We start from the raw sequence: 24,280 nt of genomic DNA on the forward strand, positions 1-24,280 counted from the left end.
TTCTAAATTAGGGCAAATTTCAACCCAAACGGCCCAATTTTTTGCATTAATCAAAAAAATCCCCAGCGGCTGAAATTCTAACCCTATCCAACCAACGTATGTCTCAACTAGCCGAAAATGTATCAAAACGTCTTTTTTCCTTAGACGTTTTTAGAGGTCTTACCATGTTTTTATTGATTGCCGAAGCAGCAGGTTTTCACCATAATTTTTCTGAACTGGCCGAGGGTACCGCTTTTTCAGGTTTGGCGCACCAATTGCATCATCACCCATGGAACGGACTCTGGTTTTGGGATTTAATTCAACCTTTTTTCATGTTTATTGTTGGGGTGGCCATGCCTTTTTCTTTAAGAAAACGACTAGCCTCAGGAGATAAAAAAGGGGTTACCAAACATATCGTACGCAGATGTTTTTTGTTGTTCACTTTTGGTGTTTTACTGCATTGTGTTTACAGTCACGCTCTAGTCTGGGAACTATGGAATGTACTGGTACAATTGGCCTTCACCATTTTGATTGCCTATGCAATAATGAACCTTCCTAATAAAATACAAATCGGTATATCCTTGGGGTTACTGGTGTTAACTGAAATTTTATATCGCGCCTACAATCCTGAAGCACCCTATGCGCAGAACCATGAGAGTTTTGGTTCATATATAGATATGTTGGTCATGGGTCAAGTCAATGACGGGTACTGGGTGTTCGTAAACTTTATACCTACTGCAGCCCATACAATTTGGGGTGTCATCTGTGGAAAAGTTTTATTATCGCATATGTCTTCAGCCGAAAAAATAAAACCATTTCTTATTTGGGGAAGCGCTTTGGTAATTCTTGGTTTTGCGATGGATTTTGCAGGCATCACACCGATCGTAAAACGTATTGCAACAAGTTCTTTTACCTTGGCATCAGGTGGCTTGGCTATTTTGACATTAACACTTTTCTACTGGCTTATCGATATAAAAGGATATCAAAAGAATTGGCTTAAGATTTTCTCTGTAGTGGGCACTAACTCTATTTTTATCTATCTCTTTGCCGAAACAGTGGGCGTACAGTGGTTTAGGGGATTTGGACAAATCTGGACGGAGGGCTTGCTGGCTCCAATTGGTATTTCCGAAAAAGTAATCATGGTGATCAATGCTTTCCTTGTACTGTACATCTTCTGGTACATTACCTACTTCTTGGACAAGCATAAGGTGTACTTTAAAGTATAAAACTCATATCTCAATTATAATTTTACTCAATACGCATATTATGAATCGCACTAAAATTGTTCTTTTTATTTCTTCTATTGCCTTAATGGCCTGTAACTCCACTAAAACAACGGTAACCGAAGCGGGTTGGGAGGACATGTTCAATGGTAAAAATCTAGATGGATGGACCACAAAAATCCATCATTATGAGACCGGCGACAATTTTGGCGATACCTTTCGTGCCGAAGACGGTATGATCAAAGTTCGTTATGACCAATATGAGGGCGATTTTAACGACAGGTTCGGTCATTTATATTTTGATAAGCCCTACTCTAGTTTTCACCTGAGCATGGAATATAGATTTGTGGGGGATTTACACCCTGGAGCACCCGTTTTTACCGAAATGAACAGTGGGGTTATGTACCACTCCCAAGATCCGAGGACCATGTTGAAAGAACAGAATTGGCCAATTTCCGTAGAAATGCAATTTTTAGGAGGTATAAAAGAGGGCGAAGCTAGGCCAACTGGAAATATGTGTTCTCCGGGAACGGAGATTGAGTATGAGGGTAAAATATATCCTAGCCATTGTTTAAGGTCGTCTTCGGACACCTATTATGGAGACCAATGGGTAAAAGCGGAATTGATAGTGAGAGGCGATTCCTTGGTTACACAAATCATAAACGGAAAAGTTGTTCTAGAATACACCAAGCCCCAGGTTGGCGGTGGTACGGTTGTAGGTTATGACCCAAAGATGAAACAGGACGGGAAACTATTAAAAGAAGGTATGATTGCCTTGCAGAGCGAAGGACAGCCCATAGATTTTAGAAACATAAAAATCAAGAATTTAAAGCCTTGATTTAAAAGTTATTTCTCGTAGAGTTCTAGAGGAAGATTATCCGGGTCTGCAAAGAAGGTAAATTTGCGGCCCGTAAATTCATCCGTTCTTATGGGTTCTACGTTTACACCTTTTTCCATGAGTTTTTGCCGCTCTATGCTCACATCTTCTACTTCAAAAGCCAAATGACGTAAACCTAATGCTTCCGGTCTTGAAGGACGTTTGGGTGGGTTGGGAAATGAGAATAGTTCAATTATATAATCTCCGTTAAGGGCAAGGTCCAGTTTGTAGGATTGCCGTTCTTCCCTATACACTTCGTTTAGAATTTCCAGACCTAGCACTTCAACATAAAAATGTTTGGACTTTTGGTAGTCGGAACAAATAATGGCAATGTGGTGTACTTTATTGAAAGCCATAGTTATGGTAAAAAGCGCTTATTTAAGAATGCTCCAGTATTTGTTTTCGTTACCTAAAAGCTCGGTAGCCGCTAAAATGGCGTCATCATTTTTTAAATAGTAATCATATAACCCTTCACGGTATGCGTAGCGTTTAACTATTTCGTCTTGAAGCTTGCTTTCAATCTCACGCTGATAATCGTCCAAAGCAACAATTTTACTTTTTTCGATGTCCAGCAATAACGTTCTAAAATCGTTTTCTATGGCATCATTAAAAATTACCTCTTCGCGGTCCGTCATTGCGGCTTTTAAGGTTTTCTCGGTTTTGGTTTCATAGGAGAAGTCGCTTTTGGATACAAACGTCTTAAAATCCTTATAATCGCTTTCGGAGAATTTAAAGCTGGATACATCTTTTAATTTATGCTTGTAGAAATAGTTAGTAGCGTAATCAAAAATTACATTATTGTTCATAAGTGCCGTAGTAAGCTCGTTGGCTTTGGTAGAAGCCACCTCAATATCCGGCAACACGCCGCCGCCATCTTGTACCTTGCGACCATTGCGCGTAGTAAAATCTTTAAAAGCGGTCTTTTGCACGGCATTACCGTCTTCATCCCGGTTCCAATAGTCCAATGACTGTATACAGCGCCCAGAGGGCGTATAATAACGACTTATGGTAACTTTTAGCTGTGTGCCGTAAGTTAGCTTTAACGGGCGCTGTACAAGGCCTTTTCCAAAGCTGCGTGCCCCCATGATTACCGCACGGTCCAAATCTTGAAGTCCGCCCGATACAATTTCACTAGCGGAAGCACTACTACCATTAACCAAGACCACCAACGGAATATCCATATCCACAGGCTTGTTACGGGTCTTGTATTCGGTATTGAATTTTTTAACTTTTGATTTTGTTGTTACGATCAGCTCGCCTTTGTCAACAAACAAGTTGGTAACGTTTATAGCTTCGGATAAAAGTCCGCCTGGGTTATCCCTTAGATCCAGTATAATTTTTTCTGCGCCTTTTCCTTTAAGGTCCAAAAGGGCCTCTTTGGTCTGTGCCGATGCTTTTGCGTTAAACCTAGATAGTACAATGTAGCCTGTTTTATCATCTGCCATTTTGTAAAAGGGTACGGCATCTACTTCTACGGCAGCCCGCGTTATGGTAGCAGTTTTAGTTTCCCCTTGCCTTTTATAGGTGACTTCAACAGCCGTATTATTGGCGCCTTTTAGAAGTTCACTGGCATTATCGTCAAAATCTGAAACGTTAATGGCACCGATCTTAATAATTTCATCACCTGCTTTAAGTCCGGCCTTGTCCGCAGGGTAACCTTTGTACGGTTCTACAATTAATAAGCGGTCTTTAAAGGAACGGACTAAAGCACCAATTCCCGAGTATTCTCCAGCATTGTTAATGCGATACGTTTCTACATCTTGTTCATTTAGAAATTTGGTGTAGGGATCAAGGTCATCTAGCATGTTCTTGATGGCGGTATCCATAAGTTCTGCCGGATTGGTTTCATCTACATAGTTCATGTTCAATTCCTTGAACAGGGTGGTGAAGATTTCGATCTGCTTGGCAATTTCAAAGAAATCACTTTTTACGAAACTACTCCCTGCTACCAAAATGACTATTGCAAAGGCTGGAATAAGGATTTTTTTGCCTAGCATTTTTTTCATCGCTTTCTATAATTTGATGGGTATTTGGTCTTAAACCTTCCCTAAATTTCTATTCTGGTTGTCTGTTTTCCGGTGTATGCTTGCTCAAAAAACGCTTCATGACCTCTTTCATGGTTTTGGTTACATTGCTTTGAGAAGGCATCTCTCTACCAAGGTATAAAAATAGAAACGCAAAAGAACCCTCACTATTGTTAAAAACGTATTGTTTGTTAAGTCTGTAACTTTCTCGCATAAGACGCTTTACACGATTACGTTTTACGGCACTCTTAAAATTCTTTTTTGGCACGGCAACACCAGCTTTTACCCGGGTATCTTCGGTAAATTCTGTGGGAAGATAAATTAGTTTTATAGGAAATGCAGAAACGGACTTCCCTTGGGCAAATAGCTGCTCAATAAGTTTTTTACTTTTCAGCTTTTCTTTTTTTGGGAAAGTGAATTCTGGCATAAAGGTATTTTATAAAATTGCCCCCGCTAAACGGGGGCAATTGCAAATTTAATCATTGAATAAAAGATAACGGTTTTTTCGTTAGCAATTACTTCATATTCTGCCAAACATTATCCTCTTGGTTTACATCGGCCATTAATTGAGACGGGTCTATGACCACAGCCTTAATGCTTGCCAAAGGTTTATCTATGGTAAAATTGTAGCTGGATTGTGCCCAAGGCCAATCTTCTAATACCGTTCGGTTTATTTGTGGGTAAGGGTTTTCTTTTTCGCCGCGCATCATACGTAATGAAGCGTAAAAAGTCTCTTTGGTATCATCTTCATAAATCACTAAAATATCCAAAGGCATTGGCATTGCACCTGTACGTACCATGGAAACTTTGGTCTTACCATCATTCTCTTTTACCTCTTTTATGCCGTAGTCTATAGTGTTGGTGGTCTGTGTCCAATCCGTTAGGTACCAATCTAGCTCCATACCCGAAACCTTTTCGGCCGTACGCTTAATATCATTGGGTACAGGATGTTTGAATTTGAAATCTTCATAGTATTTGCGAATGGTTTCCATTAGTTTGTCCTGACCTATGATATAACCCAGCTGAGACAAGAATATAGAACCTTTGCTATAAGCGGCAATACCATAGGCAAAATTAAGATCGTAACGGTCTGCATGCGTGGTTTGCGGCTGTTCCTTTCCGGAATTCACCAAATTGTAATAGCCTTTGTAGGTGCCTTCAAAAGGGTTCTCCTTGTTCTCTTGCATGACTTCGTTCATGGCCAATGTAGAGATAAAGGTGGTAAAGCCTTCGTCCATCCATTCATGTTTGGATTCGTTGGTGGCCAATATATGCTGAAACCAAGAATGTGCCAATTCATGTGCCGTGACACCGGCCAGACTTCCAAATTTTCGTTTACCTGTGATCAAAGTAGACATGGCATATTCCATACCACCATCTCCCCCTTGAATTACAGAGTATTGCTCGTACGGGTATTTTCCAATATTCTTGCTGAAGAACTCCATGAACTCCGCAGTTTTTGGCTGAAGCTTCTTCCAATTTTCAATAATTTCCTTATCGTCCTTGTACAAAAAATGAAGGGTTGGCCCGTTTTCCATGGGTAATGTATCATGAATGTACTCAGGATCTGCGGCCCACATAAAGTCATGTACCATAGGCGCCTTAAAGTGCCAGGTAAGGGTCTTTCCTTTCTGTTTTTTCACCTTTGTGCCTGGAGCTTCGTATCCGTGACCAATTTCTTGTGGGTTTTGTAGATAACCTGTTCCCCCCACAACATAGTCCTTGTCTATGGTTAGCTTTACATCAAAATCGCCCCAAACACCTTGAAACTCACGGGCAATATACGGATCGGCATGCCAGCCTTCAAAATCATACTCGGCTAATTTTGGGTACCACTGGCTCATAGAAAGCGCAACACCTTCTGCACTGTTTCTTCCTGAACGGCGTATTTGGACGGGAACTTGACCTTTAAATTCCATGTCAAAAGTAGTTTTGCCACCAGGTGGAATTGGTTTTGCCAGTTCAACGACCAATATGGTTTCTTCTTCAACAAAATTGACCTTAACACCATCCTGCGTAAGCGATGTAGCGTGTAAATAACCTATTTCATTGTCCTTTAAGATAGCAATTCGGCTATTTTTCTGTTCATCGGTCATTCTTCCATCCGGGTCGGGAATGCTTTGTAGGCGCATGTCCATTTCGCTCCCGGGTTGAAAAGCATTGAAAAACAGATGATAATATACACGGGTAAGCTCATCCGGAGAATTGTTGGTATAGACTAATTTTTGAGTACCGGTATACTGAAAATTTTCAACGTTCATATCAACCTGCATGGTGTAATCTACATGCTGTTGCCAATACGATTCGTTTTGTGCAACTGCCATCTGGCCCATTATGAGCATTACGGCAGCAATTCCTTTAAAAAAATACTTCATGGTATATTATAATTTTATCTTTCCTGTGGATACGTTATCCGCCATAATCAAGGCGTTGTAAGCATTAACTATTTTTCCGGAAGTAGAAATCTCGTCCAACGTAGCAGTTTTAGAGGTATCTCCACCCAAAATAACCTTTGCTCTTGGAGCAAGGCCAGATTCCATAATGATGTGTTTTACTTGGGAAGCGGTCAATTTAGGGTAGTACGAACGGATCAAAGCAGCAACACCTGCAACGGCAGGAGCCGCCATTGATGTTCCTCCTTGAAATTCATATTCGTTGCCTGGCATGGTAGAATAGATTTCGTCACCTGGGGCAAAAACATCAACATTTACATTACCGTAGTTAGAGAACACAGCAACCATTTCCGAACCGTACTTAGAAGCTAGCGCACCTACGGTAAGGACATTATCGGCAATTTCAGGTCCGTTGTTTACTTGATCATTTGGAAAATTAGGGTTTGCCGGGCTGTCTAAATCAGCACCATCGTTACCTGCTGCATGTACAAAAAGTACATCGTTGTCCGCTGCATATTTTATGGCATCGTACACCCATTGAGCATTTGGGGAGAAAGCTTTTCCAAAACTACCGTTAATGACCTTGGCACCATTATCTACCGCATAACGAATACCCAAGGCAATATCCTTATCGTACTCATCTCCGTTAGGTACGGCACGCACACTCATGATTTTTACGTTGTTGGCAACGCCGTTAACCCCTTTTCCGTTATTGCGCTCTGCACCAATGATACCGGCAACATGCGTACCGTGGCTTTCGTCTTCTTCAAGATTTTGAGGATTTCCATTACCGTAACCTAAGTCGGTAATATCATAAGGATTGTCTCCAACCTCTTTTCTACCGTTAAAATCTACGTTGTAGTTGTAGTTAAGCTGATCGCTAAAATAGTTTAGACCTTCTTCAACTTGCTCCAAAACTTTGTCTATGGAATCTTCGTAGGATAACATTTGTGTTAAGATGCCCACATTCTGTTGCATGGCCTCATCCTTTGGCTCTATGCCGGCAAGGTCTTTTTTCGTGTAGGTATCTTTTCCTAGTTCTTTTTTAACGGCCTCATCTGCATTCTTTACGGTCTGAAAGATTTGCTCGTATTGCTGTTTTTGTTGTGATGCTTTAGCGTATTCTGTATCTACCTTGGTTTTTGCCTTGGCCTGAAGCGCTGCATCGCCCAATTTTAATCTAACGATACGGGTTGCTTCCAGTTGTTCGTTATAGGATTTGCCTAAAAAGTTATATCCGTGGATATCATCTACATAACCGTTCTTGTCATTGTCAATACCATCACCTGGTTTTTCGCCCTTATTGGTCCAAAGCACATTTTTAAGGTCCTCATGGTCTAGATCCATACCGGAATCCAGGACGGTAACAATAACGGTTTCTCCTTTTTTGTTTTTTATAATTTCGGCGTACGCCTTATCCACACTCATTCCTGGAATGGTGTCCGCTACAAGGTCTAAATGACCCCAGTTCTTTTTCTCGGTGTCAGAAAGGTCGGATATTTTTAATGGGGTAGTATCAATGTTCTCTATTGGAGTAGATACTAAAGCCGTTGAGCCGCAGCTCATAAGTACAAGTCCTGCAGATAAGCCTATTAAAGGTCTTGAAAAAAATGATGTCATATAGTTGAATTGAGTTTAGTGTTTCTTTTTAGGGGTTTAATTTAGAAGAATAAAAGGTTCGTTTAAGGTTAAATTAACCGTTGAACCGACTCGGAAATTTAACGTAATTGGCTGCAAAGGTAAGATTTGGCACAATTTTTTAACCAAATCATAATGCTTTTATGATTTTTTTATTGAAAAAAGAATCGCTGGTATCTAAGGTTTAAGTAAGATGCCCAACTATTTATAGACGAATAATGCTTTGGATATGACGGTTAGTTATTTTAGTAAAACCATTTATGATAGAGGTATAAAAAATTGTTCAACACTATAAATAGTTAATAAAATTTATGTTTCGTATACGATTATTTAGATGGATTTCAGGGGTTTGAATCAATTGGTCTCAATTAAAAAGTTCATCAAAAGTAAAGAGTTCGTTTAACCGTACTCCTTTTTCCGTTTCTTTAAGCGTACAAATCTGGTTATGTGCATCATGTTCAAAAAACAGATGGTATCCTTTTGAGGTAGCATCGTTCAAAAACAAATCTTTTTCTTTAAGAGTGAGCAAAGGTCTAGTATCATACCCCATTACATACGGCAATGGAATATGCCCTACTGTAGGAAGCAAATCTGCCATAAATACCAACTGTTTTTCTTGATATAAAATATGTGGCAGCATTTGTTTATCCGTATGACCGTCTACAAAATGAATTCCGAAACCTAATTCCGATTCGCTTTGGAACTTGTCCGATGTTCTTTCAATAAATTTGAGTTGCCCGCTTTCTTGCATGGGCAAAAGGTTTTCCTTCAGAAAAGAGGCCTTTTCGCGAGCATTGGGTTTTGTAGCCCACTTCCAATGGTCTTCATTGGTCCAGAAAGTAGCGTTTTTGAATGCTGGCTCATAACCGGTACGCTCTTCGTTCCACTGAATGCATCCGCCACAATGGTCAAAATGTAAATGCGTTAAGAAAACATCCGTAATATCATCAGAATGAAAACCTAGCTTCTTAAGAGAACTATCTATTGAATAATTTCCCCAGCGATTGTAATATCCAAAGAACTTATCGGACTGCTTGTTGCCCATTCCGGTATCAATTAATACCAATCGGTTTCCTTCTTCAATAAGAAGACTTCGCGCCGCAATATCAATTTGATTATTGTTATCCGCGGGATTGGTGCGTTGCCATATAGCCTTTGGCACCACACCGAACATAGCACCACCATCTAACTTAAAATTTCCAGTTTCTACGGGGTATAGTTTCATATTGGTGTTTTTAGAGTACGCGCAAATTAGTAAATTGAACAGGCAATAGATTGGCCTTTGGTATTTTTTAACAGAAGCTCCAATTTTTTGCAAACTACTATAAACCAACTATTAAAGAGATTTTTTAAGAGCTCTGGGTATCTTTCTGTTTATTGGTTGGGCAAATAACTGTGGAAAACGGTTTTTCTAGACGAAATACTGATATTAAAATCACTATTTTTGGTTCAAACCTAAATCATATGGTAGAACTTGCCGGTATCGTTATATTGGGAATTATTGCGCAGTGGGTGGCATGGCGCTTTAAGCTACCCGCTATACTTCCGTTAATTTTAATAGGTCTTTTGGTAGGCCCTGTTGCTAGTCTTTATACAGAGGATGGTCAGAAATTGATTGAACCTATTTGGAACAGTACCAAAGGTCTTTTTCCAGGGGAAAGCCTGTACTATTTTGTTTCATTGGCCATAAGTATAATTCTTTTTGAAGGAGGGCTTACCCTTAAACGTTCCGAAATTAGGAATGTGGGGCCGGTTATCACAAAACTGATTACCGTTGGAAGCCTTGTTACCTTTTTTGCCGCAGCTATGGCGGCCCACTTTATTTTTGATTTAAGTTGGCAAGTTTCCTTTTTGTTCTCTGCCTTGATTATTGTTACCGGACCCACCGTAATAACACCTATTCTTAGAAACATTCCTTTAAAGAACGATATCTCCGCAGTATTAAAATGGGAAGGGATTTTAATTGATCCTATTGGTGCTTTGGCAGCGGTATTGGTATTTGAGTTTATTAGTGTAGGAGAGGGGCAGGCCTATACCCTTACTGCCCTTATTGAGTTTGGAAAAATTTTATTGTTCGGTTTTACGTTTGGTTTCACCTTTGCACATGCTTTGACCTTCGTTATTAAAAAGAACTTTATTCCGCATTATTTGTTGAACGTAGTATCGCTTTCGGCGGTGTTATTGGTTTTTGTAATGTCCGATGTATTTGCTCACGAATCTGGTCTATTGGCTGTTGTCGTCATGGGTATGGTCATGGGTAATACAGATTTGCCCAACATAAAGGAACTGCTCTATTTTAAGGAATCCTTGAGCGTTCTATTGATTTCGATTCTGTTTATTCTTTTATCGGCAAACATAAATATAGCAGACCTCCAATTGATTTACAATTGGAATACCGTAGCTCTATTTGCTATTATAGTTTTTGTTATTAGACCACTTGGTGTTTTTCTAAGTTCTATGGGGTCTAATCTAAAATTTAATGAAAAGCTGTTTATTGGTTGGGTAGGACCTAGAGGTATTGTTGCAGCGGGTATTGCTTCTCTTTTTGGGTCTAAACTCTTGGCTAAAGGAGAGCCTGGTGCGGAATTCATAACCCCATTGGTGTTTATGATCGTACTAGGAACGGTACTCTTAAATGCTACTACGGCACGTATGTTCGCTAAAGCGGTAGGGGTCTTTTTGACCAAATCTGAGGGAATATTGATTATAGGTGCGTCAAAAGCGTCTCGTCTTATTGCAGATTATTTGAACAAGAACGATCGCCATGTAGTTTTAATAGATAATAACCAGACTAATATTAGTAAAGCCAAGGCTTTAGGGCTTGAAGCATTTACCGCTAATATCTATTCAGACTCGTTAACGGATAATATAGAGCTTAATGATGTAGGATATCTTATGGCGTTGACCGGTAACTCGGATATTAACAAATATGCGGTGAGTAACTTTGGGAAGCAATTTGGAGCTAACGGTTCATACAGACTGGTAAATGCCGATGAAATGAGCAACCCTGAAAACAACCCGAAAGAAGGACTGTTCTCGCATACGGACGACTTTATTAAACTAACGGAAACAGCACGTAAGTATCCTGCTGTACATGAAATAGAGCTAAAGGATAAAGAGCACTATGAGGCGCTAATAGAGATTACCAAGGCAGATGAAAATATAGTACCCATCTTCTTGAAAACACCACAAGGCGACTTACAGATTATTTCCAGTTTCAGTACGGATTTTGAAGATATTACAAATAAATACCGACTGGTTTATCTTGGTAAAATATTTGATGTTGATGAAACCGAGGACGAAGTTGAAGTTGAACAGGAAGATGAGGATTGAACCAATTTCGTTTAGCCCGAAAAAGGCATTGTTTTTATAACCTTAATACTAATATTGTCCTGTTTTACTTCTGTGTTCGAATCTGCCACCAGAGCGTAGAAGTGCAGCGCAGACTCTCTTTTAATCTTATCTTCTAGAAGTTTAATATCTACTTCACCACTCTCTTGCTGCCATGTGAATATAGAGTTCTGTTCTGTTGGAATCTGTTCATGCTTTGCGATAAAATGGGCTATATACGTGGTCATCTTTGGGCGAAATAGTTTTACATCTTTTAAACAGCAAGTAAAGTTAAAAATTGTTCAAACAATAAAATATTTGTAAGAAAAAAATAACATAACCGTAAGAATTAATAAGCAACGTTTTCATCCTTGATGTTATGCTTCAGGGGTAAAGTAAAACTGGTTTTGCGTTAATATATTGTGGCAATATAATCAGATTCGTGTCGTTTTATCCCTACTTAAAGTATAATTTATTCAACCCAAATCTATTATGAAAAAACTATTTTTATTTTTCGCTTTAGCGAGTACAGTTGCCTTTACAAGTTGTTCAAAAGATGAGGATGATACCGATGCCATTGTAGGTACTTGGGTCTCAGAATCTAGTATTACCGTTAATGAATCTACCACTAATTACCGTGAAGAATGGGTATTTAGAAATAATGCAACCGGTAATTATAAAGATGCTACAAATGGTGACGTTCTTGAAGAGAGTGCATTTAGTTGGTCCAAGACAGAGGAAGGATATTTAGTAAACTACGCCCTAGAGGACATGTCCGATGAAACTTTTACGATTGGCGACCTTCTAGGAGAAAAAACTCTTGAAGAAGACGGTTATATGATAGCTGTAAAAGAATAATTAAAATTAGCTCAAAAAAAACCCTTGCTCTTAAGAGCAAGGGTTTTTTTAATCGTTTAATTTAAGAACGGCCATGAAGGCTTGTTGCGGTATCTCTACGTTACCAACTTGGCGCATACGTTTTTTACCTTTTTTCTGTTTTTCCAATAATTTTCTCTTACGAGATATATCACCACCATAACATTTAGCAGTTACATCTTTACGCAACGCTTTTATGGTTTCCCTAGATATAATCTTGGCCCCGATTGCGGCTTGTATAGGAATATCAAACTGTTGTCTTGGAATAAGCTCCTTTAATTTTTCACACATCTTTTTACCAATGCTCTGGGCATTATCAGCATGTATAAGGGCCGATAGGGCATCAACAGGTTGTGCGTTCAATAGAATGTCTACACGTACCAATTTAGAGGTACGCATACCTATTGGAGCATAATCAAATGAAGCATACCCTTTAGAAACGGTTTTCAATCGATCATAAAAATCAAAAACAATTTCTGCCAAAGGCATATCAAAAGTAAGCTCAACACGCTCTGTGGTCAAATATGTCTGATTGGTAATAATCCCTCTTTTTTCAATACAGAGAGACATTACGTTACCCACAAAATCGGCTTTAGTAATAATAGTAGCCTTAATATACGGTTCCTCTACGCGATCTACCGTAGAAGGGTCAGGTAGGTCCGTAGGGTTATTTACGATTAACGGTTTATCCGGGTCTTTTCTGGTAAATGCATGATAACTAACGTTAGGAACGGTAGTAATTACGGTCATATCAAACTCGCGTTCCAATCGTTCTTGAATAATCTCCATATGAAGCATGCCCAAGAACCCGCAACGAAAACCAAAACCTAAGGCAGCACTACTTTCCGGTGCAAAAACCAGCGAGGCATCGTTTAGCTGAAGTTTTTCCATAGAAGAACGGAGTTCTTCAAAGTCTTCGGTATCCACAGGATAGATTCCGGCAAAAACCATTGGTTTTACATCCTCAAAACCGGCAATGGCGTTTATGGTAGGATTGGCGGAATCCGTAATGGTATCACCAACTTTTACCTCACGGGCATCCTTAATACCTGTAATCAAATAGCCTACATCTCCTGCCTTTATAGTTTGCTTGGGGTGTTGAGTTAATTTTAAGGTACCCACCTCATCTGCAAAGTAGCTTTTATCCGTAGCTACGAATTTTATTTTTTGTCCTTTTTTAATTTCTCCGTTAATGACCCTAAAATAGGTCTCTACACCTCTAAAAGGATTATAAACCGAATCAAAAACCAATGCCTGAAGGGCTTCATCGGGGTTTCCTTTTGGTGCCGGCACACGTTCTATGATGGCAGCAAGAATTTCCTCAATACCAATACCGGTCTTGGCACTGGCCGGGATTACATCTTCTGCGTCACAACCTAATAAATCCACAATATCGTCCGTTACTTCTTCCGGATTGGCACTTGGTAAATCTACTTTGTTCAGAACAGGAATAATCTCTAAATCGTTCTCTAGAGCCAAATATAGGTTGGATATGGTCTGTGCCTGAATGCTCTGCGCGGCATCTACCACTAATAGGGCACCTTCACAGGCAGCAATGGAACGGGATACCTCGTATGAAAAATCTACGTGGCCCGGGGTATCTATGAGATTAAGAATATATTGTTCACCCTTATAGGTGTAATCCATTTGTATGGCGTGGCTTTTAATGGTAATCCCACGTTCTCGCTCCAAATCCATGCTGTCTAGCAACTGCTCTTTTTTCTCACGGGCGGTTACGGAGCCAGTAAAGTCCAACAAACGGTCTGCCAAGGTACTTTTACCGTGGTCAATATGGGCGATAATACAAAAGTTTCTAATGTTCTTCATTGATGGTGAGCTTATTTCGGCAAGCAAATCGTTTTACATTAAGTTGGCAAAGATACGTTATTTTAATCCTGTTTCATCAAAGAGCATAGGGGCAAAGTACTTTATAGGGTATTTGTGTCGATGGATGACCCAAAATGATTGGAACAATATTGTACGGGTGTGCAATCATGGGCTTTTTTAAAAGCTCTGTAAAACGCATTTTTAGAGTTGAAACCACATGTAACGGAAAGGGCTTCTACAGAATAGGTATGAAGGTAATTGTCCTCAATTTTAACCACAGCATAACTAATGCGCATTTGGTTGATGTAATCATTAAAATTATCGTAGTTAGACTCACTAATAATATGCGTTAATTTTCTTGTAGGTATGTTGGTGGCCCTAGATAGGGTATCTATTTTTAGGTTAGGGTCAAGAAAGGCCCGGGTTTGGTTAAGGTGGTTATCAAGCTCGGTCAAGACATCTTCTACATTTACTATTGCCGGGGGTATGTCCGAATCAGGATTTTTAATGTACAAGTTGGGTAGACCTATCAAAAGGTTGGGGTTCCACAGCAGATAACAGGAAACCAACAGAAAACTGCAGCAAACTAGAAGGCCAAGAACAATATGTACAAATTGGAACATGGGTATAAAGCCAATGGCGATTAATGCATTAACAATGTAGAGGATTACCAGAGAGAGGCTGTGTATGGTCTGAATAATAGTAAGATCGTATACCCATTTTTTCACCAGAGCAAATTGCTTGGAAAATACTTGTTGCCGTTTTCTGAAAAACGAATTGATCAAACGCCATTGAAATAATAAATATATAACCGATGAGGAGGCCCTACAAGCAATGTTTACCCACTCAGGTAGCAATCCGTCTTGACCGGTATAGGTTTTTGAAAAGTCCTGCGTAATCTCAAATACCATTTTAGACTTTTCATCCAGGCCCATGATGTAAAACGGAAAGTAATTGACCGTAAAGAATAGAAATGGTATTAAATGTAGGGCATCTATCTTTTTAAAGGACTTTTCACCGTTCAAAACAGCTCGCACGTAGAGATAGGATAATGGAAAAATTAAGTAGGTAATAGGGGCGGGAATTTTATATAGGTACGGAAAATAGTTAATAACACCATACACAATAAAGAGGTAAAAGCTATTGCAAAGTGCGATCAGGACCAGTAGCACAGCTAACAAATGTCCAGAAAACGAATTCTCCTTATTTAGCCTAAATCGTATAAGGAATGCTGTAAAAAGACAAAAGAGGACTCCAACGAACTGAAGAATGTCTATTAGCATAAGAATAAGTTTTGGTTAGAGGTCGGGGTTGTTACAATTTCGGAAATCGTAACAGTTGTGATGGCCTAGGCTATTAAATTTAAGGCTATTTTGAAAAGCAAACAAGCATTTTCTATGTTAACACCAGACAATAGCACAGATAGGTTTTTGTATAAAGTAAAGAAGTGGGGGGAAGTCAACCAAGATATTTGTTTGCTTTTATACACAGATCACACAAAAGAGGAAGCATATATATGTCCTTATTGTTTTTCAATATTTGTAGTAGTACAAGAATATTTAGATTTCACTAAGAAATTGTATTGGTTGGAATTTTTCGGGAAAACTCAAGTTTACAAGGTAACCCTTACAGATGAGGGTACGATTATAGAGGTAGACTATGAAAATAAGTTAAAGGTTAAATTTGTCATTGTAGCCTCTGGCGGAAAACAATCATCCGATATGTGCGAAGGTCTAGGAGTATTAATGAACAAAAGACACAATAGGAAAAGCTCTGATTAGTAATTTAAGATTTAATTGCTATGCTTGCATAATAATACATCGTTTCGTGTAGGATTTTACATAAAATATATTAGATTTGGTAACAGAATTTAATATTGAGTGAAGAAATTTATTTGCCCCTTATTTTACCTACTGCTCTCCAATTGCCTACTTTATTCCCAAGATTTTGTTCTTACGGGTACGGTAACAAGCAATGAAGATACGAGTGTTGCCTTTGCAAATGTTCAGTTAATGAGCGTAATAGATTCCACCTTAATAACGGGAACTTCTACTGATGAATCCGGTACTTACCAGATGAATAAAATTTCCCAAGGGAAATATTTAATAAAGGCCAGTTACATAGGCAATGAAAGCCCACTTAGACGCATTACTGTTAACGGAGACCTTGAACTAGAGCCATTGGTTATAAATGAGAATGGCCAAAACCTTGATGAAGTAGTGGTTATCTCCCAGAAACCTAGGTTGGAAAGAAAAGTAGACCGATTGGTTTTTAATGTAGAGAACACCCCATACTCAGATGGTGATGTTTGGGATGTGCTAAAGGTTACTCCCAGCATTATGATCATGAACGATAAGATAAGCGTTAAGGGCAGTAATGCGGTAGGTGTATTGATCAATGGGCGAAAAATAAACATTCCTTACAATGATATTGTAAACCTGTTATCGGGAACCTCTGCATCCAATGTTCAAAGTATTGAGGTCATAACTAACCCTCCTGCAAAATATAGCGCAGAGGAAAGTGTGCTCATTAATATTGTAATGAAGAAAAATATTGTTGCGGGCTATAATGGGGCTATCTATAATAAATACGTTCAAGGTGTACTTCCCAAACACACCGTAGGAACGGATCACTTTTTTAAGGGGAAGAAAACACAACTTTCGCTCAATTATAACTTTCGCCATGATAGGGATGTTATATACTATACGGACATTACTAACTTTTCTCAAGATGATGGGTCTATTTCAACTTGGTCTGCGGAACAGGAGTATTTGAGCAACAATAAACAGCACAACTTATCTACATTTTTCGACTACGATATTAGCGATAAAAGTAAAATCAGTTTTACGACCATTACCCTTTGGGAACCTGATAAGTCCAGAGTTTACGATACAGACACTGATTTGGTAGGGGATAGCCGCTGGTCTAGTTTTGAGACCCTTAACAATGCAACAAGAGAAAAGATCAATACCTCTTACTACTTAGATTACATTCAAGATTTGAATACAGAGGGAGCACAACTATCCTTTAATGCGCATTTTACGTTTTATGAAGAGTCGGATTCACAATTGTTGAACACTACTTTTTTTGATACGGATAGAGAACTCGCGGGGGAAAACCAATTTACAACGGAAACCTATCAAAAACTGAACCTGTATAGCTTACAAGGAGATTACCTAACGCCTTTAGGCGATGCAAGTACCCTTGAAACCGGACTTAGATTTGCAGGAATTGCCTCTAATAGTAGCATTCTTCAGCAAGGTTTTGATCGGGACCAGCCCGGTATAGATCCATCGGCATCCGGTATTTTTGACTATGACGAATCTATTTATGCGGCCTACACACAGTATTCGGGTAAATGGGAGCATTGGAAGCTTAAGCTAGGGCTTCGTGCGGAATATGCCGAGACAGAAGGAGAATGGGATATGGAAAGACAGAGTAGTGAACGTAATAATTTTCAGCTATTCCCCTCCGGCTCTATACAGTATACACCAAATGATAAGCACGATTTTAACCTGTATTACTTTAGAAAGATCACAAGGCCAAGATACAGCAGCATCAACCCTTTTCAAACTTTCCAAAGTACGTTTTCTACCATTGAGGGAAACCCGGAACTTTTACCGGCAACCAGATATTATTTGGCGGGCGGTTATACTTTTGATGATACTTATACAGTTGAGGTTTTCTACAAAAACAAAAAAAACGGACTAGGCGAGTTAATTTTTCAGAATAATGATAGTAACTTATTACGCTTTATTTCTTCCAACTTAGACCAAGAAACGGCGTACGGAATAGACTTTTCGCTCAATAAGAATTTTACCAATTTTTATAATAGTTACGTTCTTATCAGTTTCTATGACGAAACCTTTAAGTTCAATAACCTAAGTACCAGCAATCAGGTATCTTTGGATCAGTTTAGTTGGTTTATACGCAGTAGCAACAATTTTTCGCTTTTAAAAGACCGATCTCTTACTGCAGACCTTAATTTTGTCTATACCTCTGCCCTGCTTTCGGGGAATTCTAGATTTGACCCTTTTGGAGCAATAAATTTAATGTTGCGTAAAACGTTTTACGATAAGAAGCTTAGTGTGTCTATGGGGCTTGAGGATATATTTAACCAAGGCAACCAGCTAAACACCAGAAATTACCAAGATCAAAACGGAACATCCTTTAAAAGAGGAGAGAACAGATTGTTTGTTCTGGGTTTACGTTATAGGTTTGGTAATTCTAAAATGCGAGACAATAAGAAGTCTAAAAGGGTTGATGAGCGCAACCGGATCTAAATCTGCGGGTTACTTCGTATCCAAGCTAAAATTACTCAGCATAATTCCGCAAGTACCAAAGCTTATAAGTAGATAAACACCGGTTAGAATAAAGAAAATCTTAGCCGTTTTTTTGTTCTTTCTCGCCAAACCTACAATGCCCAAAATCAAGAAAATTATAGGAGGTCCTATCATTAGAAATACAAGCGTAATCATACCGTTTCGTTTTGTAATTCCTTTAATCGTTCTATTTTATCATCTCTGTAAAATAAGTTCATAGTTTCAAAAGGAATGATTTTATAGTCTTTGTTCACGATGTGCACACAAGATTTTTTAATGGCGCGAACATCAAAATTATGGGCATCTATAAATTGCATGATAATGATACGAAATAGATTGTCATAGCCAAGTTCCGGGGCGTCAATTTCAGGTAAACAACACATAATACTTTTCAAGTTTTCCGATGCTTTTTCAACGGAATTGCCTGTACTAAAAAGCTCGATCATTTTGCCGTGCAGTTGCTCATCTTGCTCGTAAATAATGGTGTTTTTACCTTCGTTTAATAAGTCATCTGGGTTGATGAACCTAGTTAGCGGGTTTACCTCATCTCCCAATTTTAGAGCATAAGCCATTACCAAGGCATCGGGATTACAGGGTACGGGTATTAAGTCATCTGGTTCAAAAATGGGCGATTGTTCTAAAATTTTTCTACGTACTTCAGTTAAGGTAATACGGTTTTCATCTACTTCAAAATTTTCTAATCTACCGGCAATTTGGGTGGGCTGAAAAGTTACGCCGCGCACACATTTTTGTTTTAGGGCAAAGTCTATGGTGCTTCCCATTTCATGGTCGTTCAGCCCCTTTTGTAATGTGACTACCAATGTTGTGGAAAGGTTCAATTCATTTAGGTAGTCTAACGCTTGTAGACGAATATCTGCCAGGTCTGCCCCTCTTAAGGTTTGTAGAACATGGTTATCCAACGAATCAAACTGTAAATACACTTCAAAATCCGGTGCGTAAGTTGCCAATCGTTTCGCAAAATCAAAATCTTTTGCAATTTTAATTCCGTTGGTATTCAACATTAAATGCCGAATAGGGAGGGTTTTTGCGTAATCAAGAATTTCAAAAAAGTTAGGATGTATGGTAGGCTCACCACCACTAAGTTGAACTACATCTGGTTCGCCCTCGTTCTTAACGATAACATCTAACATTTTTTTGATTTCCTCTAATGTTCGGTGTCTACCATAAGTAGGCGAAGAACCAGCATAGCAGGTAGGGCAGGTAAGGTTACAGCGGTCGGTCAGTTCAATAACCGTAAGACAAGAATGTTGCTCGTGATCAGGGCACAGACCACAATCATATGGGCAACCGTAATGTGTTTGTGTGTTAAATGTTTTAGGGTATTCAGAAGCCTTATTATAGTTTCTTATGTTCTTATAGTACTCAATATCGTCTGCAATAAGCACCTTAGACCTACCATGCTCTCTACAATTTTTAAGCATATATACCTTCTCGTTCTCAAAAACGATTTTAGCATCTACGCGTCGTAAACATTGTGGACAAAGGCTAAGTGTAAAGTCATAATAAGTGTAGTTTTTGGAGGACATAGGTAATGGTTTGGCTAATGGTTTTGTAGTAGTATATAAGACAAATTAAGCATAATAACTGGATGCTGCTCAGCCCTAGAACAAAAAACGTATTTGGCTTTAAAAACTCTATTAAGAAGCGGAAAGAGAAGTAAGAAATCATAAAAATTTTAAAGAGCATGCCGCTTTCTAAGGATTTTGTATTCTTTTTTATTCTTTTAAGTCCTATGAAAAGTAGGAGTAGAAAAGCTACCTCGTAAAGTGCAATAGGGTGTCTTGATAACCCGTCACCCAAATCCATTCCCATAAAAAATGAAGTTTGTCTGCCGTAGGTAAATTCATTGGTTCCGGCCAAAAAACATCCCACTCTGCCAATTATTATACCCAAGATGATAGGTAAGGTAAAAAGGTCTCCTGACGATTGCTTCTCCCCAATAATTAACTTGGCAAGCTCTACCCCCAATAGACCACCAAAAAGCCCGCCCATAATGGTCTTGTTATTCATTAATGCCATCCAACCCTGTTCGTAATGTACGAACGGTTCCTCTAAAAAAGCAATTGCTCTAGAAAGTAGCAAGGCTCCAAAAATGGCCCCAATAATTATAGTTAGACGGTTGCTTGAGGAAATGGTATCAACGCCATGCTTACGAGAAAATACATAGTATCTAAACCCTACAAAAAACGCTAGGTACTCCAGAATAAGGTGCATGTTCAGTTTTATTCCAAATACAATAGGCTCAAAAGGTAGCGAGACAATAAGTAGCGTATGGGTCATGAAATTATTGTCAGTGCTTTATTTTAAAATTAAAGATTGAAATATAATTCGAAGCGTATATGAAGACTTCATTTTGATACTAATTTACACCGTTTCTATAAACAAGTATTTTCACAAGCAATAATAGCCTGTAAAACCACAGAATTTATCGAAAAGCCTAAGTAATGCGCTTCCCGTATTTTTATATAACTTTGCAACCCAAAATTAGAATGCAGTGCCCAAAATAGGAGACATACAACTACCTGATTTTCCGTTGCTTTTAGCGCCAATGGAAGATGTAAGCGACCCACCATTTAGAGCCCTTTGTAAAGAGCAAGGAGCCGATGTTGTGTATACCGAATTTATTTCTTCGGAAGGATTGATTCGTGATGCGGCCAAAAGCGTTATGAAGCTGGATATCTATGAAAAGGAAAGACCCGTAGGTATCCAGATTTTTGGTGCCAATTTAGATAGTATGTTACAATCTGTAGAGATTGTAGAGAAGTCCAATCCGGATATCATCGATATTAATTTTGGATGCCCGGTAAAAAAGGTGGTGAGCAAAGGTGCCGGAGCCGGTATACTAAAGGATATAGATCTAATGGTATCGCTTACTAAAGCCATGGTAGAACACACCAAACTACCAATAACCGTAAAAACGCGGTTGGGGTGGGACAGTGATTCCATTAAAATAGTTGAGGTGGCCGAACGTCTGCAGGATGTGGGTTGTAAGGCCATTGCTATTCATGGTAGGACCAGGGTACAGATGTATAAGGGTGAGGCCGATTGGAAACCTATTGCCCAGGTAAAGAATAATCAGCGCATGCATATTCCCGTTTTTGGTAACGGAGATGTAGATTCTCCCGAAGCCGCAATGAAGATGCGTGATGAGTATGGGTTGGACGGAGCCATGATCGGACGTGCCAGTATTGGTTATCCATGGTTTTTTAATGAAGTAAAGCATTACTTTGAAACCGGAACACACAAAGCACCGCCTACCATGCCCGAGCGCGTAGAAGCGGCTAGAAGGCATTTGCAAATGGCCATTGATTGGAAAGGCGAAAAGTTAGGTGTTTTTGAGACCAGAAGGCATTATACCAATTACTTTAAAGGTATTCCCAACTTTAAGGAATACCGAATGAAAATGGTAACCAGTGATGATTCCGTTGATGTTTTTCAAGCGTTTGACGAGGTGCTAGAGAAGTTTGGCGACTATCAGTTTACTTCCTAAACACAGAAGAATTAAATAGATATCATTTTTTTGGTAATCCTGCTACTAGCTATCTTAGAGGCAATTATCCCCAAAATAAATATAGTCCCAAAAACGATCAGAACATTTACAAACTGATATTCTACCGGGTAGGCAAGTGATGGCGTAATTTTTAGCCATCCAAAGGCAATCTGGGACCATATTAACAGGGATGCCGTTACCACACCAATAAGTCCGCCTAAGCCGGTTACCAGCACGCCCTGTACAAAATAGATACGGCGCAGTTCTTTAAGCGTGGTGCCCAAACTGTACAGCGTTTTTAGGTTTTGCAGTTTATCCAGGATCATCATGATAATGGCGCCCACTACATTAAAAAGGGCAATGCCCAAAACTAGGGTGAAAATGAGGTAAGTTGCCAAGTTTTCCGTGTTGAGCATTCGGTGCAAAGTACTATTAAGCTCCTGTCGGTCTTTTAAAATTGCTTTATCGCCAAATATACCTGCAATTTTAGTCCTAATACCGGCCAATTGTGATACATCCTTCACCTTAAAATTTATTCCGGAAACTTTATTGGGTTTCTTTTCCAATAGCTGTTGCACCTCGGCCAATTGGGCAAAAACGTATTTTTTATCCAAATTTTCTTCTACGGAATAGACACCACTAAGTACAAGCGATTTAGTTTTTAAGGATTTTTGAGTGAGTGAGCCCTTACCCGGTTTTAGAGCCAGCACCACCAGAGGGTTACGGTATTGATTAATGGTTACCCCCAGAATATTTGTCACACCAATTCCGGCTACCGCTTCTTGGCTATTGATGCGCCAAGTGCCGTACAATAAAGTACTATCTATACCCGTAACCTGAGTGTAATTGGTATCTATACCTTTTATAAAAGCAATATGTCCTTTCTCGCGGTGTTTTAGGTATACTTTTTCCTCCAGTTCTTTGGAATAAAAAGCAAGGCCATCTATTTGGGAGAGCTGCTCTTCTTGTTCCGGAGTAATGGAAAAGAATTTGCCCGTTGCGGGCAAAGCTTTTAGATCTGGGTCAAAAGTATTACTAAAGGATAGACTAAAGGTTTTAAGTCCGGCAAATCCGGAAAGTACTACAAACAGGGCTGCAGAGCCTATTACCGTTACCAAAAAAGTGATAAAGTTAATGACGTTTACGGCATTTTGACTGCTTTTGGAACGAACATAGCGCTTGGCGATGTAGAACGGAAAATTCAACCTTACATCTTTTTTCTTTTGTCCAAAAGGTCCCTGTTCTCAATTGGGTTCTCTTCGCCTTTTAATGACTTTTCAATATTTTCAATATAATCAAGGGAATCATCCAAAAAGAACAATAGTTCGGGAACCCGTCTTAATTGATTTTTGGTACGCTGTGCCAATTCATGTTTAATTAATGGCTGATTGGATTTTATACCCTCCATGAGCTCCTTGGCATCTTTGTTGGGAAAAATACTAATATAAACTTTGGCAATAGAGAGATCCGTAGTTACCGAAACTTTCGAAACCGAAATCAACGTACCCTTCAAACCTCCGTCAATGGCGGCACGTTGTAGAATATCTACGATATCTTCCTGTATGACCCCCGCAATCTTTTTCTGTCGTTGTGTTTCCATACTGCAAAAATACGGAGAAATAGCGTAATTTAGGGGGATAAACACCGATACGGACAAAATTTACATTTCAATTGGAAAAAATAGAGCATATAGGCATAGCGGTACACGACTTAGATGCGGCCAACGAACGCTTTGAAAAGCTCTTAGGACAACCTCATTATAAAGTTGAAGAAGTGCCCAGTGAAGGTGTGCGTACGTCTTTTTTTAGAACAGGGGAAAGTAAGATAGAACTTTTGGAATCTATAGAACCCATGGGCCCTATTGCTAAATTCTTAAGTAAAAATGGAGAAGGAATGCACCATATAGCTTTTGCTGTAGACGATATTGAAAAAGAAATGGAAAGATTAAAGGCGGAAGGCTTTACTTTGATCAATGAAAAACCTAAAAAAGGCGCTGACAATAAGCTAGTTGCTTTTCTCCACCCCAAGAGCAGTAATGGGGTGTTGATAGAATTATGTCAAGAAATAATGTAGTAGCTTATAAAATAGCTTGCACCACCAAAAAATAAGTAGTAATATTGCAGTCCAATTTTTGGTCCTATAGCTCAGTTGGTTAGAGCACCTGACTCATAATCAGGTGGTCCCTGGTTCGAGCCCAGGTGGGACCACAAGGACAATCCGTAATTAGTTGCTTTTCAACTTTTTGCGGATTTTTTATTTTCAAAAGGGACAACATAGGGG

At 39.1% G+C, this 24,280-nt stretch carries 22 protein-coding genes and 1 tRNA gene; 9 read left to right on the top strand and 14 right to left on the bottom strand.

Features of this window, described 5'->3' with window-relative positions:
• Positions 1 to 98 precede the first annotated feature (98 nt).
• Both KO513_RS11225 and KO513_RS11230 read left to right on the top strand, forming a co-directional pair.
• Positions 99 to 1,205 (top strand): acyltransferase family protein, encoded by a 1,107-nt coding sequence (locus KO513_RS11225; protein ID WP_215913445.1) that lies wholly within the window; start codon positions 99 to 101, stop codon positions 1,203 to 1,205.
• A gap of 40 nt (positions 1,206 to 1,245) precedes the next feature.
• Positions 1,246 to 2,040, top strand: a complete 795-nt coding sequence (locus tag KO513_RS11230) for a 3-keto-disaccharide hydrolase (RefSeq protein ID WP_215913446.1) — start codon at positions 1,246 to 1,248, stop codon at positions 2,038 to 2,040.
• Positions 2,041 to 2,048: 8 nt separating this feature from the next.
• Here KO513_RS11230 and gloA2 read toward each other — a convergent pair whose 3' ends face one another.
• The 6 genes from gloA2 to KO513_RS11260 form a co-directional block, all read right to left on the bottom strand.
• Positions 2,049 to 2,435 carry an SMU1112c/YaeR family gloxylase I-like metalloprotein gene (gene gloA2, locus KO513_RS11235; protein WP_215913447.1) on the bottom strand — a complete coding sequence of 129 codons (387 nt, stop codon included), beginning with the start codon at positions 2,433 to 2,435 and terminating at the stop codon, positions 2,049 to 2,051.
• Positions 2,436 to 2,453: 18 nt separating this feature from the next.
• Entirely contained in the window at positions 2,454 to 4,085 is a 1,632-nt protein-coding gene (locus tag KO513_RS11240) for a S41 family peptidase (RefSeq protein WP_215436828.1), read from the bottom strand.
• A 49-nt stretch (positions 4,086 to 4,134) separates the two neighbouring features.
• Positions 4,135 to 4,530, bottom strand: a complete 396-nt coding sequence (rnpA, locus tag KO513_RS11245; protein ID WP_215436830.1) for a ribonuclease P protein component — start codon at positions 4,528 to 4,530, stop codon at positions 4,135 to 4,137.
• Positions 4,531 to 4,618: 88 nt separating this feature from the next.
• Complete coding sequence (locus tag KO513_RS11250) at positions 4,619 to 6,478, bottom strand: M1 family metallopeptidase (protein ID WP_215913448.1); 1,860 nt, start codon at positions 6,476 to 6,478, stop codon at positions 4,619 to 4,621.
• A 6-nt stretch (positions 6,479 to 6,484) separates the two neighbouring features.
• On the bottom strand, positions 6,485 to 8,116 hold the full coding sequence (locus KO513_RS11255) for a S8 family peptidase (RefSeq protein ID WP_215913449.1): 1,632 nt from the start codon (positions 8,114 to 8,116) through the stop codon (positions 6,485 to 6,487).
• A gap of 382 nt (positions 8,117 to 8,498) precedes the next feature.
• Complete coding sequence (locus tag KO513_RS11260; protein ID WP_215913450.1) at positions 8,499 to 9,359, bottom strand: MBL fold metallo-hydrolase; 861 nt, start codon at positions 9,357 to 9,359, stop codon at positions 8,499 to 8,501.
• Positions 9,360 to 9,598: 239 nt separating this feature from the next.
• Between KO513_RS11260 and KO513_RS11265 the strand changes: the two genes are divergently transcribed.
• Entirely contained in the window at positions 9,599 to 11,467 is a 1,869-nt protein-coding gene (locus KO513_RS11265; protein ID WP_215913451.1) for a cation:proton antiporter, read from the top strand.
• An 11-nt stretch (positions 11,468 to 11,478) separates the two neighbouring features.
• On the opposite strand, the gene KO513_RS11270 is transcribed toward KO513_RS11265, so the two are convergent.
• On the bottom strand, positions 11,479 to 11,712 hold the full coding sequence (locus tag KO513_RS11270; RefSeq protein WP_215913452.1) for a GTP-binding protein LepA: 234 nt from the start codon (positions 11,710 to 11,712) through the stop codon (positions 11,479 to 11,481).
• A gap of 244 nt (positions 11,713 to 11,956) precedes the next feature.
• Here KO513_RS11270 and KO513_RS11275 point away from each other — a divergent pair, with 244 nt between their 5' ends.
• A complete protein-coding gene (locus tag KO513_RS11275) occupies positions 11,957 to 12,322 on the top strand; it encodes a hypothetical protein (RefSeq protein WP_215913453.1) in 366 nt (121 codons plus the stop codon).
• Positions 12,323 to 12,370: 48 nt separating this feature from the next.
• On the opposite strand, the gene lepA is transcribed toward KO513_RS11275, so the two are convergent.
• Together lepA and KO513_RS11285 are read right to left on the bottom strand one after the other, a co-directional pair.
• Positions 12,371 to 14,167 carry a translation elongation factor 4 gene (gene lepA / locus KO513_RS11280; RefSeq protein WP_215436848.1) on the bottom strand — a complete coding sequence of 599 codons (1,797 nt, stop codon included), beginning with the start codon at positions 14,165 to 14,167 and terminating at the stop codon, positions 12,371 to 12,373.
• A 101-nt stretch (positions 14,168 to 14,268) separates the two neighbouring features.
• Positions 14,269 to 15,450, bottom strand: a complete 1,182-nt coding sequence (locus KO513_RS11285) for a helix-turn-helix domain-containing protein (protein WP_215913454.1) — start codon at positions 15,448 to 15,450, stop codon at positions 14,269 to 14,271.
• Positions 15,451 to 15,540: 90 nt separating this feature from the next.
• Here KO513_RS11285 and KO513_RS11290 point away from each other — a divergent pair, with 90 nt between their 5' ends.
• Entirely contained in the window at positions 15,541 to 15,948 is a 408-nt protein-coding gene (locus KO513_RS11290; RefSeq protein ID WP_215913455.1) for a hypothetical protein, read from the top strand.
• A gap of 99 nt (positions 15,949 to 16,047) precedes the next feature.
• Positions 16,048 to 18,450, top strand: a complete 2,403-nt coding sequence (locus tag KO513_RS11295; protein ID WP_215913456.1) for an outer membrane beta-barrel protein — start codon at positions 16,048 to 16,050, stop codon at positions 18,448 to 18,450.
• A 9-nt stretch (positions 18,451 to 18,459) separates the two neighbouring features.
• Here KO513_RS11295 and KO513_RS11300 read toward each other — a convergent pair whose 3' ends face one another.
• Genes KO513_RS11300 through KO513_RS11310 form a run of 3 tightly spaced genes read right to left on the bottom strand, consistent with a single transcriptional unit; the run spans position 18,460 to position 20,790 of the window.
• Positions 18,460 to 18,645, bottom strand: coding sequence for a hypothetical protein (locus tag KO513_RS11300; RefSeq protein ID WP_215436858.1), 186 nt, complete (start codon positions 18,643 to 18,645; stop codon positions 18,460 to 18,462).
• Positions 18,642 to 20,036 carry a radical SAM protein gene (locus KO513_RS11305; protein ID WP_215913457.1) on the bottom strand — a complete coding sequence of 465 codons (1,395 nt, stop codon included), beginning with the start codon at positions 20,034 to 20,036 and terminating at the stop codon, positions 18,642 to 18,644. Before KO513_RS11305 ends, KO513_RS11300 begins: the two co-directional genes overlap by 4 nt.
• Positions 20,008 to 20,790 (bottom strand): prolipoprotein diacylglyceryl transferase family protein, encoded by a 783-nt coding sequence (locus tag KO513_RS11310; RefSeq protein ID WP_215913458.1) that lies wholly within the window; start codon positions 20,788 to 20,790, stop codon positions 20,008 to 20,010. The genes KO513_RS11305 and KO513_RS11310 overlap by 29 nt, the downstream gene beginning before the upstream one ends.
• 214 nt (positions 20,791 to 21,004) lie before the next feature.
• Here KO513_RS11310 and dusB point away from each other — a divergent pair, with 214 nt between their 5' ends.
• Positions 21,005 to 22,000, top strand: a complete 996-nt coding sequence (gene dusB / locus KO513_RS11315; protein ID WP_215913459.1) for a tRNA dihydrouridine synthase DusB — start codon at positions 21,005 to 21,007, stop codon at positions 21,998 to 22,000.
• 11 nt (positions 22,001 to 22,011) lie between these two features.
• Here dusB and KO513_RS11320 read toward each other — a convergent pair whose 3' ends face one another.
• Together KO513_RS11320 and rbfA are read right to left on the bottom strand one after the other, a co-directional pair.
• The gene (locus KO513_RS11320) at positions 22,012 to 23,205 is read right to left on the bottom strand and encodes an ABC transporter permease (RefSeq protein ID WP_215913460.1); all 1,194 of its coding nucleotides are present in this window, start codon (positions 23,203 to 23,205) and stop codon (positions 22,012 to 22,014) included.
• A gap of 2 nt (positions 23,206 to 23,207) precedes the next feature.
• Positions 23,208 to 23,600: a 30S ribosome-binding factor RbfA gene (gene rbfA, locus KO513_RS11325; RefSeq protein ID WP_215436869.1), complete on the bottom strand. Its 393-nt coding sequence runs from the start codon at positions 23,598 to 23,600 to the stop codon at positions 23,208 to 23,210.
• A gap of 71 nt (positions 23,601 to 23,671) precedes the next feature.
• Here rbfA and mce point away from each other — a divergent pair, with 71 nt between their 5' ends.
• Both mce and KO513_RS11335 read left to right on the top strand, forming a co-directional pair.
• On the top strand, positions 23,672 to 24,073 hold the full coding sequence (gene mce, locus KO513_RS11330; protein ID WP_215913461.1) for a methylmalonyl-CoA epimerase: 402 nt from the start codon (positions 23,672 to 23,674) through the stop codon (positions 24,071 to 24,073).
• Between the two features lie 60 nt (positions 24,074 to 24,133).
• Positions 24,134 to 24,207 (top strand) — tRNA-Ile (locus KO513_RS11335).
• Positions 24,208 to 24,280 lie beyond the last annotated feature (73 nt).

The sequence above is a fragment of the Zobellia sp. B3R18 genome (assembly GCF_018860715.1).
Lineage (GTDB): Bacteria > Bacteroidota > Bacteroidia > Flavobacteriales > Flavobacteriaceae > Zobellia > Zobellia russellii.

Coding starts and splice junctions, on each gene's coding strand:
- KO513_RS11225 (WP_215913445.1), top strand. CDS start 99: ATGTCTCAACTAGCCGAAAATGTATCAAAACGTCTTTTTTCCTTAGAC.
- KO513_RS11230 (WP_215913446.1), top strand. CDS start 1,246: ATGAATCGCACTAAAATTGTTCTTTTTATTTCTTCTATTGCCTTAATG.
- gloA2 (WP_215913447.1), bottom strand. CDS start 2,435: ATGGCTTTCAATAAAGTACACCACATTGCCATTATTTGTTCCGACTAC.
- KO513_RS11240 (WP_215436828.1), bottom strand. CDS start 4,085: ATGAAAAAAATGCTAGGCAAAAAAATCCTTATTCCAGCCTTTGCAATA.
- rnpA (WP_215436830.1), bottom strand. CDS start 4,530: ATGCCAGAATTCACTTTCCCAAAAAAAGAAAAGCTGAAAAGTAAAAAA.
- KO513_RS11250 (WP_215913448.1), bottom strand. CDS start 6,478: ATGAAGTATTTTTTTAAAGGAATTGCTGCCGTAATGCTCATAATGGGC.
- KO513_RS11255 (WP_215913449.1), bottom strand. CDS start 8,116: ATGACATCATTTTTTTCAAGACCTTTAATAGGCTTATCTGCAGGACTT.
- KO513_RS11260 (WP_215913450.1), bottom strand. CDS start 9,359: ATGAAACTATACCCCGTAGAAACTGGAAATTTTAAGTTAGATGGTGGT.
- KO513_RS11265 (WP_215913451.1), top strand. CDS start 9,599: ATGGTAGAACTTGCCGGTATCGTTATATTGGGAATTATTGCGCAGTGG.
- KO513_RS11270 (WP_215913452.1), bottom strand. CDS start 11,712: ATGACCACGTATATAGCCCATTTTATCGCAAAGCATGAACAGATTCCA.
- KO513_RS11275 (WP_215913453.1), top strand. CDS start 11,957: ATGAAAAAACTATTTTTATTTTTCGCTTTAGCGAGTACAGTTGCCTTT.
- lepA (WP_215436848.1), bottom strand. CDS start 14,167: ATGAAGAACATTAGAAACTTTTGTATTATCGCCCATATTGACCACGGT.
- KO513_RS11285 (WP_215913454.1), bottom strand. CDS start 15,450: ATGCTAATAGACATTCTTCAGTTCGTTGGAGTCCTCTTTTGTCTTTTT.
- KO513_RS11300 (WP_215436858.1), bottom strand. CDS start 18,645: ATGATTACGCTTGTATTTCTAATGATAGGACCTCCTATAATTTTCTTG.
- KO513_RS11305 (WP_215913457.1), bottom strand. CDS start 20,036: ATGTCCTCCAAAAACTACACTTATTATGACTTTACACTTAGCCTTTGT.
- KO513_RS11310 (WP_215913458.1), bottom strand. CDS start 20,790: ATGACCCATACGCTACTTATTGTCTCGCTACCTTTTGAGCCTATTGTA.
- rbfA (WP_215436869.1), bottom strand. CDS start 23,600: ATGGAAACACAACGACAGAAAAAGATTGCGGGGGTCATACAGGAAGAT.